At 34.8% G+C, this 15,168-nt stretch carries 13 protein-coding genes; 1 reads left to right on the top strand and 12 read right to left on the bottom strand.

All coding sequences use genetic code 11. The features are described from left to right. Nucleotides 1–135 precede the first annotated feature (135 nt). Nucleotides 136–1,971, top strand: coding sequence for a Xaa-Pro dipeptidyl-peptidase (locus tag AC0UBM_RS12070; RefSeq protein WP_475688772.1), 1,836 nt, complete (start codon nt 136–138; stop codon nt 1,969–1,971). 60 nt (nt 1,972–2,031) lie between these two features. Here the strand turns inward: AC0UBM_RS12070 and AC0UBM_RS12065 are convergent, their stop codons facing one another. The 12 genes from AC0UBM_RS12065 to rsgA form a co-directional block, all read right to left on the bottom strand. After that, nucleotides 2,032–3,129, bottom strand: a complete 1,098-nt coding sequence (locus tag AC0UBM_RS12065) for a hypothetical protein (protein ID WP_475688771.1) — start codon at nt 3,127–3,129, stop codon at nt 2,032–2,034. A 45-nt stretch (nt 3,130–3,174) separates the two neighbouring features. Beyond that, a complete protein-coding gene (locus AC0UBM_RS12060) occupies nt 3,175–3,894 on the bottom strand; it encodes a hypothetical protein (protein WP_475688770.1) in 720 nt (239 codons plus the stop codon). Continuing rightward, entirely contained in the window at nt 3,881–4,456 is a 576-nt protein-coding gene (locus AC0UBM_RS12055) for an RNA polymerase sigma factor (protein ID WP_475688769.1), read from the bottom strand. Before AC0UBM_RS12055 ends, AC0UBM_RS12060 begins: the two co-directional genes overlap by 14 nt. Nucleotides 4,457–4,510: 54 nt before the next feature. Continuing rightward, nucleotides 4,511–5,488, bottom strand: a complete 978-nt coding sequence (locus tag AC0UBM_RS12050) for a polyprenyl synthetase family protein (protein ID WP_414036737.1) — start codon at nt 5,486–5,488, stop codon at nt 4,511–4,513. A 102-nt stretch (nt 5,489–5,590) separates the two neighbouring features. Next, a complete protein-coding gene (gene rlmN, locus AC0UBM_RS12045) occupies nt 5,591–6,631 on the bottom strand; it encodes a dual-specificity RNA methyltransferase RlmN (RefSeq protein WP_038526829.1) in 1,041 nt (346 codons plus the stop codon). Nucleotides 6,632–6,744: 113 nt separating this feature from the next. Beyond that, the gene (gene queA / locus AC0UBM_RS12040; RefSeq protein ID WP_414036736.1) at nt 6,745–7,794 is read right to left on the bottom strand and encodes a tRNA preQ1(34) S-adenosylmethionine ribosyltransferase-isomerase QueA; all 1,050 of its coding nucleotides are present in this window, start codon (nt 7,792–7,794) and stop codon (nt 6,745–6,747) included. 175 nt (nt 7,795–7,969) lie between these two features. Continuing rightward, nucleotides 7,970–9,205 carry a 3-phosphoshikimate 1-carboxyvinyltransferase gene (locus tag AC0UBM_RS12035; protein WP_475688768.1) on the bottom strand — a complete coding sequence of 412 codons (1,236 nt, stop codon included), beginning with the start codon at nt 9,203–9,205 and terminating at the stop codon, nt 7,970–7,972. Nucleotides 9,206–9,211: 6 nt separating this feature from the next. Next, entirely contained in the window at nt 9,212–9,538 is a 327-nt protein-coding gene (locus AC0UBM_RS12030) for a nucleotide pyrophosphohydrolase (protein ID WP_414036734.1), read from the bottom strand. Between the two features lie 142 nt (nt 9,539–9,680). Further along, nucleotides 9,681–11,711, bottom strand: a complete 2,031-nt coding sequence (locus AC0UBM_RS12025; protein WP_475688767.1) for a transglutaminase family protein — start codon at nt 11,709–11,711, stop codon at nt 9,681–9,683. Between the two features lie 5 nt (nt 11,712–11,716). Continuing rightward, nucleotides 11,717–13,603, bottom strand: a complete 1,887-nt coding sequence (locus AC0UBM_RS12020; protein WP_475688766.1) for a DUF3857 domain-containing protein — start codon at nt 13,601–13,603, stop codon at nt 11,717–11,719. An 80-nt stretch (nt 13,604–13,683) separates the two neighbouring features. Next, a complete protein-coding gene (dtd, locus tag AC0UBM_RS12015) occupies nt 13,684–14,136 on the bottom strand; it encodes a D-aminoacyl-tRNA deacylase (protein WP_434036948.1) in 453 nt (150 codons plus the stop codon). Further along, nucleotides 14,136–15,098, bottom strand: a complete 963-nt coding sequence (gene rsgA, locus AC0UBM_RS12010) for a ribosome small subunit-dependent GTPase A (RefSeq protein WP_414036730.1) — start codon at nt 15,096–15,098, stop codon at nt 14,136–14,138. The genes dtd and rsgA overlap by 1 nt, the downstream gene beginning before the upstream one ends. Nucleotides 15,099–15,168 lie beyond the last annotated feature (70 nt).

The raw sequence follows: 15,168 nt of genomic DNA, 5'->3' as shown, positions 1-15,168 counted from the left end.
ATACAAAATTTTAGAATTTAAACACTAAAATCGTAATGTGCAATCGTATAATAGTATAGTATTTTGGTAAAAATTTCACATATTGGATTATATCAAATGATTAACTTAGTAGCTTAATTTTACTAATATCTAAGAATGAAAAATCGTTATCTTAATTTTCTTTTAGTTTCATTTATTTTAACAGCTGTGAGCTCGGTTTCTGCACAAGAAAAAGCAGGGCCAGTTTTTAAAGACGGTGAAGCTCAAATTGTAGACGCATTTAATAACCCTAAAGAATGGATTCGCCATGACCTTTGGGTAGAAACAGAATTCGACACCGATGGAGATGGTAAACCAGACCGTATGCATGTTGATGTTACACGTCCTAAACAAACAGAAACCGAAGGTTTAAAACTTCCTATAATTTACGAATCTAGTCCGTATTACGCAGGGGTCGCTACAGATGTCCCTGGTTTATTCTGGGATGTAAATCATGAAATTGGTGCCGAAGAAAAACCACGTGTACATTCAAATGTTATTCGTAAAGGAAAACGTCCTATAATTTCAAATTCTCAAGTAAAAACGTGGGTGCCACGTGGCTATATTGTAGTACACTCTTCGTCTCCTGGAACAGGATTATCTCAAGGTTCTCCAACAGTTGGTGGCGATAACGAATCTCTAGCTCCAAAAGCAGTTATCGATTGGTTAAACGGTCGTGCAAAAGGATACACTACTCCTGATGGTAACAAAACTGTTGAAGCATTTTGGTCTACAGGAAAAGTAGGTATGACAGGTACGTCTTACAACGGAACGATTCCTTTAGCAGCAGCAACAACTGGTGTAGACGGATTAAAAGCTATTATCCCGGTAGCACCAAACACATCGTATTACCACTACTATAGATCGAATGGTTTAGTGCGTTCTCCAGGTGGATATTTAGGAGAAGATATCGATGTATTATACGATTATATACATAGTGCTGGAGATGATGCTTCTAAAGCCTATGGAAACAGAACGATTCGTGATACCGAAATGAAAAATGGTATGGATAGAAAGACAGGAGATTATAATGATTTCTGGGCTGGTAGAGATTACATACACGATTTAGGACCGATGAAAGCGGCACTTCTAATGTCTCACGGTTTTAACGACTGGAATGTTATGCCAGAACACAGTAACCGTATCTACCAAGCAGTTAAAGCAAAAGGACTTCCTGCACAACTATACTATCACCAAAACGGGCACGGTGGACCACCTCCTGTGTCTATGATGAACCGTTGGTTTACTCATTTTTTATACGATATTGATAATGGTGTAGAAAATGATCCTAAAGCATGGATTGTAAGAGAATACGACGATAAAAGTAATCCTACCGCTTATGCAGATTACCCAAATCCAGAAGCTAAAATGGTGACCTTACATTTACAAGCTGGAGGTAATAAAGCAGGAACATTAAATACTAAAAAGCCTGAAAAAAATGTTCAAGAAACATTGGTTGACGATGCAAGTTTTTCTGGCGATTCTTTAGCGAGCTTAGCTGCCTCTAATCACAGATTATTATATGTAACACCAAAATTTAAAAAAGATGTTCATATCTCGGGGTTAGCTCAAATAAGCATAAAATTAGCAAGTAGTAAACCTGCTGCGAATTTATCTGTTTGGTTGGTATCTTTACCTTGGAGTACAGACGAGAAAGCTCCAATTACAGATAATATAATTACTCGTGGTTGGGCAGATCCACAAAATTCTAAATCTATTAGAACGAGTGAACCTTTAGTTCCAGGTGAATTTTACAACCTAACCTTCGATCTTCAACCAGACGATCAAGTGATTAAAAAAGGACAACAAATTGGACTTATGATTTTTTCAAGTGACAATCAATATACTATTCTGCCTAAAGCAGGAACAGAATTAACTGTCGACCTAAACGAGACCTCGTTAAACTTACCAATAGTAGGAGGCGAAAATGCCTTTAAAAAAGCTACTCACTAATAGTAATCTTCCTTAAAAGTAAAAGGCTTCAATTTATTTTGAAGCCTTTTTAATTTGTGTTTAATCCATATCGAAGCGCAAGCCTAACGATATATTATTCTGATCGAATTGTTGATGTCTGAATATAGGAGATAAATCATATTTAAAATAAACTCCAACACTTCCTAAAGACACATAACTACTAACTCCATAAACAAAGCTATTTACAGCATCGTAATCTTTGTATTTCTTTTTCTGATTATTTCCATCTTCTTTATATTTAACTTTTTGAAGGGATGCAATATTAAATCCTCCGTAACCTCCAATTCCGAATTTGAATTTTTTATGGGTCGAGTATCTAAAATAGTCATCGTATTCTTTCTTTTTTGAAGGTCCGAATTCGAAATGCACTGGGAATACTAAATTTGTTGTTCTAAATTTTGATTTTCGCACTTCAAAAGGGAATTCCTCGAAAACCACCTGATCGCCATCTTCGCGGAAATACATATTGTTTTTTATATCTAATTTATTCCATTGAAACGAAAATCCGTATTTTAAACGCAATGCATTAGAGTTTTCGAACACACGTGTTTTCCATGCCCAACCTAACTCTACAAATCCAGAACCACCAAGTTTATATGGAGAATCACCTAAGTTCTCGTCTTCAATAAGTGCATTATTAAAACCTATAGCAAATACTAAATCGCTAGTAGTACGCTTATCAAATACAGGCACGCGCTTACTTTTATTTTTAGGACCTATATAAATAGATGTTTGTTCGCTAGACCTATCACTGTCGTAATCTTTACCAAATCTTATAATAATTTCTCCTTCGTCTCCAAAAGTGTAAGATTCTGTATTACGTTCTAATAAATCGATTTTATTATCGATTATAGCCACACGGTTCTCAATGTTTAAAGCGCGTTTTTTAGCCACTTCTTGCTTCAAGATTTCTCCTTCTTCAACCGTAATATAATTGGCATCAACTTTATCGTTAATAGCTTCAACTTCCTGTCTCAGCAACTCTTTTTCTTCATTTCTAATGGTTTCCTTTTGAGTTTTTAAAACCTGAATACGCTCTGGGTTTAAAGAATCTTTCACTCCTGTTTCTTGGGCTTCACTTACATGCGATACCAAAATTAAAATGAGTGTAACTGTTAATTTAGTAATGGTGTTCATACTGTTCGTTTTTTGATTAATGATGATTGATTTTGATGAATTTTGTTAATCGTTGCGTTCTACAACAGCTGTTTTAACTTTTACAAAGCCTGATTTTACGGCCTCGAAAACTTTCTCTCTAAAACTATGCTCGATATCGTTTTCTACAGTTTCTAAAAGTGCTTTTGCGTTTACCGTACGCTGACTCGCGGTTAATGCCTTTTCGGAACTAATGTCACGCTCTGCTTGTTGTAATAAATCTTCGATATAATCGCTACTAACGGCTTGTTCTTCCTGCGCTAAAGCAGCGTTGGACAACGCTTTTCCTGGTGTAGAATTTAATATTTCTGATGTTTTCAATTCCTCCTTAGTATCTGAACTTTCTAGTACTACGGGAGTATGCTTTTTGCTTGTATTTGAAAAAACAGTTTTAGGAATACTAATTTGTTTTGAAGTTTTTAAAACTTCATCTTTTGGAATCGAAACAATAATGTTGTCTAAACTTGACGCAGAAGAATCTATAACCACTTCTATATTTTCAGTAGGAATTTCTACCTCTACGACTTGTAAATCTGGATCGGAATTAGATTTAAACATCCATGTACTAAGTAATAGCACACCTATAAAACTCGCTGCAATGGCCATAAACCAATACGATTTAAACACAGGTGTTTTTTGCTGAGTATCTAATTGAGATTGCAATTTGTCCCACGCATTAGAAGAGGGCTGTAAACGGCGTTCTTCTAGAGACGCTTTTATTTTATTTTCGAAATTATTTGATGCCATAACTATCGGAATTTAGTGCATTTACCTGCTGTTGAAGCAACTGCCTTGCTTTATACAATTGCGATTTAGAAGTCCCTTCAGTAATGTTTAATAGTTCGGCAATTTCATGATGTTTATAGCCTTCTATAGCGTACATAACAAACACCATTTTATAACCTTCGGGCAAGCTATCTATAAGCATTTGAATGTCTTCAACTGCAAAATTATCGTCGCTAGATAACGGAGAAACATCTCCTGCTTCTTGTTCAACTTCGACAAAAACGATTTGCTTTTTTTGTCTTAAAAATGAAATAGACTCCCGAACCATAATTCTTCGAATCCACCCCTCAAAAGATCCTTTGTCTTGAAACGTATGTAATTGTGTAAACACTTTATAGAAACCATTCAGCATCACTTCTTCGGCATGGTGTACATCTTTAATGTAATACCTGCAAACACTAAGCATTTTGGGCGCATGACTACTATACAACGTTTGCTGAGCTTCACGGTTGTTTTGACGCGCTTGTTTTATAAGCTGATTTTGGTTTTTATGCAACTGAATGACTTTCAAAAGCGGTTTCATTTGGTCTTCTATTTATAAAGACGCAAAAACAAAGTAAAAGGTTGCCTGAAGATTTTATTTTTTTCTTTCGATGACATAATTCACCATTAAAATCAATGATGATTTGTAAGCCGATTCCGGATAAGGTTCTAACATTTTTAAGGCTTCTTCCTGAAATGCTTTCATTTTGGTTACGGCATAATCCAGTCCGCCCTGCTCCTTTACAAAAGCAATCACTTCTTTTACGCGTTTAGCATCTTTGTTATGGTTTTTAATAGAATTAATTAACCATTTACTGTCTTTTTTAGAGACTTTATTGAGCACATGAATAAGGGGAAGTGTCATTTTTTGCTCTTTAATATCTATTCCTGTAGGCTTACCTATTTTTTCTTGACCGTAGTCGAATAAATCATCTTTAATTTGAAAAGCCATTCCAATAAGCTCTCCAAATTTACGCATAGTTTCTACATGAGTAGATTCTGGTTTAACCGAAGCCGCACCTAAACTGCAACATGCAGCGATTAAAGTTGCTGTTTTCTGACGGATAATTTCGTAATAAATATCTTCTGTAATATCTAACCGTCGTGCTTTCTCTATTTGAAGTAATTCGCCTTCGCTCATTTCACGAACGGCAATAGAGATAATTTTAAGTAAATCGAAATCGTTATTATCTATAGACAATAATAATCCTTTAGATAATAAATAATCGCCAACAAGAACGGCAATTTTATTTTTCCAAAGTGCATTTACAGAAAAGAAACCGCGACGCCTATTACTATCGTCCACCACATCGTCGTGTACTAAAGTGGCGGTATGTATAAGTTCGATAACCGAAGCACCACGATAGGTACGCTCGCTAACCTCGCCGTTAGACACCATTTTAGAGACCAAAAACACGAACATAGGTCGCATTTGTTTCCCTTTTCTATTTACAATATAGTGGGTAATTCTATTTAGTAAAGCGACTTTCGAAGACATAGAAAGTAAGAACTTTTGTTCGAAAAGTTCCATTTCGTAAGCGATGGGTTGCTTTATTTGCTCTACTATTTTCAACTAGAAATCTTAGGGATTAGTAATCTATACAAACCTAATAAAAATGAATGTTATAAACTACATTTAAAATGTGCATTAACGTATTTAAATCTGGCGCTATAATTAGCTTTTATTCGCCAATTGCCCGCAAGCAGCATCGATATCTTTACCTCTAGAACGTCTAATGGTTACCGTAATGTTGTTTGCTTCGAGTACTTTTACGTACATATTTATAGCATCGTCTGGAGCTTGTTGAAATTGTCCGTCGTCAATAGGATTATATTCTATTAAATTGACTTTACTCGGAGCAAATTTACAAAACTGGACAAGCGCATCGACATCTTTTCTTTTGTCGTTAATTCCTTTCCAAATTACATATTCGTAAGTAATTCGGCTTTTAGTTTTACTGTACCAATATTCTAAGGCTTCACGTAAATCGGCTAAAGGGAAGGTTGCGTTAAACGGCATAATTGAGGTTCTAACCTCATCGATTGCAGAATGCAGAGACACCGCAAGTTTAAACTTAACCTCGTCGTCTGCCATTTTTTTAATCATTTTTGGCACACCAGAAGTAGACACCGTAATACGTCTTGGAGACATCCCCAAGCCTTCTACATCTGTAATCTTATCAATAGCCTTAATTACGTTATTATAGTTCATAAGAGGTTCTCCCATACCCATAAACACAATATTACTTAATGGTCGGTCTTGATACAATCTACTCTGATTATCTATAGCAACTACTTGGTCGTAAATTTCGTCTGGATTTAAATTACGCATACGTTTTAAACGCGAAGTAGCGCAAAACAAACAATCTAAACTACATCCCACCTGACTAGATACACAAGCGGTAGTTCTGGTTTTAGCTGGAATTAAAACAGACTCGACAACTAACCCATCGTGCAACTGAACCGCATTTTTAACTGTACCATCGCTACTACGCTGCATAGTATCTACTTTTATGTGGTTAATCACAAAGTTATCTTCTAACATTTGTCGGGTCTCTTTCGAAATGTTGGTCATATCGTCGAAACTATGAGCGCCTTTACTCCATAACCATTCATACACTTGGTTTCCACGAAATGCTTTATCGCCTTGAGATTCGAAAAAATCTCGAAGTTGATCTTTAGTTAATGCCCGAACGTCCTTTTTCTTGTTTGCCATAATACTGCAAAAGTAATTAAATTGAAATTAGCATATTTAGTCTATTTAGACTTTTAATGCTATAAAAAAAGCCTTGATGAACAAGGCTTTTAAATATTTTGATTTGCGATAAGTTAGATAATTAACATCGCATCACCATAGCTATAAAATTTATAACCTTCTTTTATCGCTTCTTCGTAAGCACGTTTAATAAAATCGTGACCTGCAAAGGCAGACACCATCATTAAAAGTGTAGATTTTGGCGTATGGAAGTTTGTGATCATACAATTCGCGATACTAAATTCGTAAGGAGGGAAAATAAATTTATTTGTCCAACCATCAAATTCATTTAACGTACCGTGAGACGATACAGAACTTTCGATAGCGCGCATAGATGTTGTACCTACGGCACATACACGACGTTTATCTTTAATTGCTGTATTGATAATATTTACCGCTTTTTCTTCGATAATAGCTTCTTCGCTATCCATTTTATGTTTCGATAAATCTTCTACTTCTACCGGATTAAATGTTCCTAAACCAACGTGTAGTGTTACATCTGCAAATTTAACACCCTTAATTTCTAAACGTTTAAGTAAGTGCTTAGAGAAGTGTAAACCTGCTGTTGGAGCTGCAACTGCACCTTCATTTTTAGCATAAATGGTTTGGTAACGCTCTTCATCTTCTGGCTTTACCTCGCGCTGAATATATTTAGGAAGTGGTGTTTCTCCTAATACTTTAAGTTTGTTTCTAAACTCGGTGTAAGAGCCATCGTATAAGAAACGTAATGTACGTCCTCTAGATGTTGTATTATCGATAACTTCTGCAACTAAAGTATCATCGTCTCCAAAATATAATTTGTTTCCGATTCTAATCTTACGTGCTGGATCTACTAAAACATCCCAAAGACGTTGTTCTTCGTTTAATTCTCTTAATAAAAACACCTCGATACGCGCTCCAGTTTTTTCTTTGTTTCCAAATAAACGAGCTGGAAATACTTTCGTATCGTTAAGAATCATCACATCATCCTCATCAAAATAATTAATAATGTCTTTAAACTGTTTGTGTTCAATAGTTTGATTTTTTCTATCCAAAACCATTAGACGTGACTCATCTCTATTTTCGCTAGGGTCTTCTGCTAATAATTCGTCTGGTAGAGTAAAATTAAAATGTGATAATTTCATGTTCTGATATTTTATTTTTAAATATTATGGCTCTTAGAATACTTCTAATTTCATAATATCGTTATAAGGAACGGCAAATATACAATCTGAAGATAGGCCTTGTCAAGTAAATCGCTATTTATTATTGATTTAATCGCAAAATACTTCTCAAAACAGACTTTATTTTTGAATAATTTTAGTTATTGATAATTTTGAAGCCTATTTTTTCTAAATCACTCCAAAATTCTGGAAAAGATTTTGAAACCACTTCGGCATCATTTACGCGTAATTTCGTACAAAGTGCTAAAGGAGCAAATGCCATAGCCATTCTATGGTCGTTATAGGTATCGATCGCTACATTTTCATTTATGGTTCCCGAAGGTTCTAATACAAGTGTTTTATCGGTAACATGCACTTGTCCGCCTAGTTTTTCAATCTCTGTTTTTAAAGCTTCTAAACGATCGGTTTCTTTAATTTTAAGCGTATGCAATCCTGATAAATCGCACGCTATTCCTAATCCGAAACAAGTGACTGCAATAGTTTGAGCAATATCTGGAGCATTCACTAAATCGAGTGTAATTAGAGTGTCTTTAGATACTTCTTCCACTTTATGAATTGAAATCGCATTGTCCTTAAACGTCGTTTCTACACCAAATTGATTGTAAATAGATGCTAAAACAGAATCGCCTTGTAACGACGTTTCTTTATACGACGACAAGGTAATTAAAGTTCCCACAGGACTTAAAGCTACAATACTATAGAAATATGAAGCCGAAGACCAATCGCTTTCTACGATTAGAGTTTGTTTGTCTACCGCATCTGTTTTAGGTTTCACCGTAATAATCTGACCTTCGAATGCTGCATCAATACCTAATTGATGTAATAAATTCAATGTCATTTTTATATAAGGTACAGAGGTAATTTCACCATCTAAAGTTAATTTTAAACCATTTTCTAAAGACGATCCAATTAACATTAATGCAGAAATATACTGGCTACTCACATTTGCTTTAAGCGTTACTTGATTTTGAGTAATTTTTTTACCTGAAATTTTTATAGGAGGAAATCCCTCGTTTTCAACATAAGTAATATCTGCTCCAAGATCACGTAAGGCATCAACTAAAATTTTAATCGGACGCTCTTTCATACGTTTTGATCCTGTTAGCGTTACCGATTTCCCTGCTTGACTAGAAAAGTAAGCCGTAAGAAAACGCATGGTTGTACCTGCATGATGAATATCGATAACATTGTCTGTAGACTTTAACGCCATTTGCATGACATCTGAGTCGTCTGAATTTGAAATGTTCTCTAAAGAAATATTTGGAAATAAAGCCTGTAAAACGAGTAAGCGATTCGATTCACTTTTAGAACCTGTAATGGTAACTTGTAATGGTTCTTGTATAATTTCAGACTGCTCTAAACTAATATTCATTATATACTATTTTAATTTTTTATTATTGTGATGCCTGTCGTGATCGCGCTTGGTTTTTAAGTCTAATTTCTTATCGAACGCCTCTTGCAGGTTAACTCCTGTTTGATTTGCTAAACAAAGCACTACAAAAACAACATCGGCTAACTCCTCGCCAAGATCTTTATTTTTATCGCTTTCTTTTTCACTTTGTTCGCCATAACGTCTGGCAATAATTCTTGCCACTTCTCCTACCTCTTCGGTAAGTTGTGCCATATTAGTAAGCTCGTTAAAATAGCGAACACCATGTTCTTTAATCCAAGAATCTACGGCTAATTGTGCATCTTCAATATTCATTTGTAAGAGTTTATGTAAAGTTGTCAAATATCTAACTTAAAAAAAAGATAAAGACTTGACAACTTGTTTACTTTCCTGCGTAAAACTACTATTTTATTTATTTTATTCTTAAAAAAGCAGGACTTATTCTATTCTTTTAGGACTATATTTTGGTTAACACCATTTTTTCTGATTCCTTATTAATCATCATCCCAAAAAAAGATTTAAACTGTTCGTAATCGTTAGTAAGAACAAAGGTGTTGTTAAAACTATAATTTACTTTAAACACAACCATATTTTCATTATTGGTAGATAAATAACTAAAATCGCCTTGCCCTCCATTAAATTGTACTTTAACACTTTCTGGAACAGTTTCTAGTTTGTAACCTTCAGGAATCATAAACGCTATATTATAACTGTATTTTTTGGGATGCTTAAATTCGATAGGAAATAAACGTTCTTCTTGTTTAAATACATTTTCTGTTTCGGTAAAAAATAACATGGGTGATACATAAATCTGATCGCCAATTTGTTCTGCTGCACTTTCTAAATTATACTCATAAGAATACTGAATAATAGATTTATTAAGATCGTCTTCATCTTTTATTATATAATTTGAAATCTCTATTTCACCTTTATTCAATTCCAAATCTCTAAGGCGTTCATCGTCTCCCATGCTTTCATACATACTTCTAAAGTTCATAACATTTGCATTGGTTAATCTTACCATAACACGCCCTTCTGCGCTTAAATCTGTTTTAAGCTTAACTTGTAAAGTACAAAGTTCTTCGGCCTTTAATTGATTCATTAAATTAACCCAAGCCGAACTTCCGTGTTCTCTTACAATACGTCCTTGCCAGTTTAGTGCGCGTGACGGCAATACATTAGGCATTGCATATTTGTAGGTCGCATCTAGTAATATTAATTTATCTTGTAGTTCTACAGCTGTAATTACATAATTAAAACCATTACGTGTAGGGAACAATGGGATGCCATGACTTTTAGTACTCACTAACACCGGATTTGCAGATATTCCAGCATAACGTAACATGGCGGTAAGCATTAAATTTATATCGGCAACATTTCCCATACCGTCTTTATACGCTTTTCTAACACCCTTTTCTGCATAATCGCCATAGTACTCGTTCCAAGCAACTTTAGATTTTACAAAATTATAAATGAGATTAATACGATCGGTCTGATTTTTAACATCAGCCAAAAGCGCATCTATATCGTCTTCAAAGTATCCCGATTTAGATAATTGTCCGCCAAAATCTTCGTGATCGTAAATGGTTTTGGTTACACTTTCCCAATCTGTTGAATATTTTTTAATATCGCCATTCGGACCTTTATACATGGCATACTCCCAGTCTACTTTAGAACGGTACACATCTATATTGTCTACAAAAACTTCCGTTTTTAAGGCAGGAATATCTATTAAACTAGCCTGATAAACGGTTTCGTTAAATTCCCATTGAGAGGTATCGAAAGATGATTTTGTAACTTGGGTAAAACCAGCGCCTTCTGTAACTCTGCTCTTACTGGTTACGTTTTCTATTCTATTAACTTTATTTTGCTTAACAATAGGCACATATGTAGCCTTTGGATTTAGGTGCTGATTAAAGTAAAAATATTCTGGAATACTAACTTTGGTTTCTAATTTTTTAACAGGAATATCGTATTGATATACTTGATCGTCTATACTTAAATACGGCGATTCCTTTCGGTACTGAAACTCTACAATACACCCGTCTGAAATGTTAGGCATTGTAAACTTAATTTGTTTCCAATACTTATTGGTTGCTTCTTCGAATATATTATCCCTATCTAATTTCTCATCTTTAATTTTACCATTAACTAAGGTGTAGGTGTATCCTTTTAATCCGTTTACTTGCTCTCCTTTAGAATTATTATCGGGATCGTAAAACGGTATACTTTGTGTGGCCCAATCTACACCCTCTTTATCGTAAATTTTTATACGCTTCTGAACTTCGGTAACGACTACAAATCCTATTTCTTTGTCGTAATTAAACTTAACTTCCTCGTTTAAATACAAAATCGTGGCATGTGCATCTGGATCTTTAGCATTGCTAGTTTCTTTTAGTTCTTCTTCCGAGACTTTTCCAAATCTGTAATCTTGGGCAAAACAGACTTGGAGGCTTAAAATAAATAGTAGGTTAAATAGTAATTTCATTGGGTTTAAATATTAATTAATAGAACAATTTTAGCATTATCGAGTTTGGAAACCGTGATCCAAAAATCTCTATACGCCTGGTAATCCTCTTTAGGATATAAGCCTTTGTTATAGGTTAATTTTCGGGTATATGTTAGAGAACCGTTTTCCTCTTCTTTTATGGATGAATAATACGAGCCAAATTTTGTTTCTAGTGCCACATCTTTCTGTAGCGCTTCAACGGCCAATCCGTCTTCTAGATGAATTTGATAGGAATCTGTGTCTATAAAACCACGCTCTATTTGAATAGGCATGGTGCGGTTAGTGTATCTTGGCGGAACATGAACCAATTTATTAAACACATTAGGTGCTAACAACAATCTTTTACCCGATTTGGACCCATAATTTCGCGCCGAAACCGATACGTTCTCTGTAAACTCAATATCTCGCTTATTGTTAGAGTAAGCGACATCCTTAATCTCTAAATCATTAATATGATCCCAATTATCTTTAAATCTTAATTTCTGATTTTTCTCTGTATCCTCTTCCAAACCGCGAGCTCCACGATATTGGGTTCCGTAGGATTTGACCTCAACATCAGCGTCAAAACTTCCATCATTATGTAATTGAATGTTAGCTGAAGTGTGTAATAAATTTTCTTCGGTATTATAAACCTTGGTATGCACAATTTTACCGCCCTCTGGAGTTATAATTAATGCATCTCTATCGTCTGTAAAATTAGCAATATATCCAAACGGTGTTTTCTGGCTCGTACATTCTAACCAAACATATCCATCTTCTGAAGGAATGGTTAATACCGCATGATTACCCTGCGTGCTTGAAAAATCCTTATCTATATTTTTAATCTCTTCACCTCCATAAATTAAAGCATAATAAGACGGCACTCCCACTACATTTAACAACGCATGTGTATAATTTGAAAGCGCTTTACAATCGCCATAACTCAATCGATCTACATCTTTAGCCAACATAGGTTTCCAACCACCAATTCCTACTTGCACACTAATGTATCTGGCTTTCTTTTGAAGATAATCATACACAATTCTAGCTTTTTCTTCGTTGGTAGATGTTTCTGCTGTTAATGCTTTTATGGTGGTAATTACACCTTCCGGAAGTTCTTGTGTATCGGCAAGCAAGCTTTCGTAAACCCAGGCACCAAAATCTTGCCAATTGGTATTTATGCCCTGAACACCTTTCATATCGAAGGTTTGCATGGCAACTTTTAAGCGTGGGGCGAACGTATAAAAATCTGGGCTATACGCTTCTGGTTTAATTGCCTTTAAATGTTCTGCAACAAAATGATAGTCCCCTTTTTTAGTAATATTATACCCATTAAAATGTTCTTCTTTTAAAGCTAAAGGCACATCGGTATCGTTTATAATTTGATAAGATGTATGTAAAACACTAGTATAATAGGCTTCTAAAGGCGACCACGAAGGAAGAAATGCAGTCATGGAATGTTCTACTTCCGAAATATAATCTATGGTATATGGATAAGAAACCGATTGGTGTTCTAAATACTTTATGCGATCGTCGTTATAAATAGAAATGCCATCGGCACGCGCAGCATCGTTAAAATCTTTTTCCTTATAACGTTTCACTTTATTGCCAGAAGCGTCATAAACTGTCGCTTCTAATGTTTTTATTTTTGTAGAGCTATCGTAAGGTTCGTAGGCATAAGCTTTGCTATCTCCAGACGCATTATAGATCGTGACTGTGCGATGGGTTTTAATCACCATCTTGTTATAGTTAAGTATATGTATTTCTACAGCGTTTGTTTTAACTAATACATTTGCATTTTTTGCTAAGGTTGCTTTTAATATAGGATTAGCGCTAAAATTAGATTGTGCAGGTAGTGATGCTGTTAGACCTATAAAAAAAAGGCTTAACATGTATTTAATTAACATAATTTGGCAAATTTGGGCTTAATAAATTTAACATTATTTATTAATAAAATCTACCTAAATCCTATTTATTCCTTGTTTTTAGAATCAATAATAATAGTAACTGGACCGTCGTTAATTAATTCTACTTTCATATCTGCACCAAACTCACCAGTTTGCACGGATTTCCCAAGGTCGGTTTCTAATTGTACCACAAAAGCTTCGTATAATGGAATAGCGATATCTGGTTTTGCGGCTTTAATATAACTTGGTCTGTTACCTTTTTTTGTAGACGCATACAGTGTAAACTGACTCACCACAATAGCGTCTCCTTCACTGGTGATTAAAGATGTATTCATCACACCAGCTTCATCTTCAAAAATGCGCAGATTCGCTATTTTTTTAGACAACCATGCAATGTCTTCTTGAGTATCTTCGGCTACAATTCCTAATAAAACTAAAAGTCCGTTAGATATATTCGCGACTTTATCGCCCGCAATTGTGACGCTAGCTTGTGATACACGTTGAATTACTGCTTTCATTAAAATCCTTCTTGATCTTTATCCCAAATATCGGTTCGATAATGTTCTTCTTCGCCTTCTACAATTTGCACATAACTTCTGTAGCGAGAAAAAGAAATCTCGTCACGATCTAAAGCATCCTTTACAGCACATTTTGGCTCTTCTATATGCAGGCAGTTATTAAATTTACAATCTTGTTTTAAGGCAAAAAATTCAGGAAAATAATCTCCTATTTCTACCTTTTCCATATCTACAACACCAAAACCTTTAATTCCTGGTGTGTCTATAATTCTAGCATCGAAACTTAAGTCGAACATCTCTGCAAATGTCGTAGTATGTTGTCCTTGCATATGTTGCGAAGAAATCGCTTTTGTCTTTAAATCTAAAGTAGGTTCTAAAGCGTTTACCAGTGTAGATTTCCCTACTCCAGAGTGCCCAGCAAACATGCTAACTTTACCTAGCATTAATGCTTTTACTTTGTCTAAATTCTTACCTGTTTCGGCAGAAATCCCAATACATTCATAACCTATTGCCCGATACACAGATGCTAAATAACGTACTTCTAGAATAGTTTTCTCGTCGTAAACATCTATTTTGTTAAAAAGCAAAACGGTTTTAATAGCATAAGCTTCGGCAGTGACTAGAAAACGATCTATAAAACTTGTAAGCGTAGGCGGATTATTAATAGTTATTAATAAAAACACCTGATCGATATTAGATGCTATAATATGTGTTTGCTTAGAAAGATTTACAGATTTACGAACAATATAATTCTTACGATCGTGAATGTGATGAATCACTCCTGTAGTAACATTATCCAGAGTTTCTATCTCAAAATCGACCAAATCTCCAACAGATATTGGATTGGTACTCTTTATACCTTTAAGTCTAAATTTCCCTTTTATACGGCAGTCGTAAGTCTCACCGTTTGGTGTTTTTACGGTGTACCAGCTCCCTGTTGATTTATATACTGTTCCTGTCATGAACTACAAAGATGCCACAAAAATTGAAGACTAAAAAATAATTTAATTAGTACAAAAACAATTATATTAG

It is taken from the genome of Formosa sp. F44, from assembly GCF_056238645.1.
The sequence above is the reverse complement of the archived record's forward strand: the minus strand, read 5'-3'. Positions and strand labels throughout refer to the sequence as shown.

Bases quoted from the DNA above. Each gene is read 5' to 3' on its own strand.
- rsgA (WP_414036730.1), bottom strand. From the start codon at position 15,098: ATGACAGGAACAGTATATAAATCAACAGGGAGCTGGTACACCGTAAAA.
- AC0UBM_RS12065 (WP_475688771.1), bottom strand. From the start codon at position 3,129: ATGAACACCATTACTAAATTAACAGTTACACTCATTTTAATTTTGGTA.
- AC0UBM_RS12055 (WP_475688769.1), bottom strand. From the start codon at position 4,456: ATGAAACCGCTTTTGAAAGTCATTCAGTTGCATAAAAACCAAAATCAG.
- AC0UBM_RS12030 (WP_414036734.1), bottom strand. From the start codon at position 9,538: ATGAATATTGAAGATGCACAATTAGCCGTAGATTCTTGGATTAAAGAA.
- dtd (WP_434036948.1), bottom strand. From the start codon at position 14,136: ATGAAAGCAGTAATTCAACGTGTATCACAAGCTAGCGTCACAATTGCG.
- AC0UBM_RS12070 (WP_475688772.1), top strand. From the start codon at position 136: ATGAAAAATCGTTATCTTAATTTTCTTTTAGTTTCATTTATTTTAACA.
- AC0UBM_RS12060 (WP_475688770.1), bottom strand. From the start codon at position 3,894: ATGGCATCAAATAATTTCGAAAATAAAATAAAAGCGTCTCTAGAAGAA.
- queA (WP_414036736.1), bottom strand. From the start codon at position 7,794: ATGAAATTATCACATTTTAATTTTACTCTACCAGACGAATTATTAGCA.
- AC0UBM_RS12035 (WP_475688768.1), bottom strand. From the start codon at position 9,205: ATGAATATTAGTTTAGAGCAGTCTGAAATTATACAAGAACCATTACAA.
- AC0UBM_RS12025 (WP_475688767.1), bottom strand. From the start codon at position 11,711: ATGAAATTACTATTTAACCTACTATTTATTTTAAGCCTCCAAGTCTGT.
- rlmN (WP_038526829.1), bottom strand. From the start codon at position 6,631: ATGGCAAACAAGAAAAAGGACGTTCGGGCATTAACTAAAGATCAACTT.
- AC0UBM_RS12020 (WP_475688766.1), bottom strand. From the start codon at position 13,603: ATGTTAAGCCTTTTTTTTATAGGTCTAACAGCATCACTACCTGCACAA.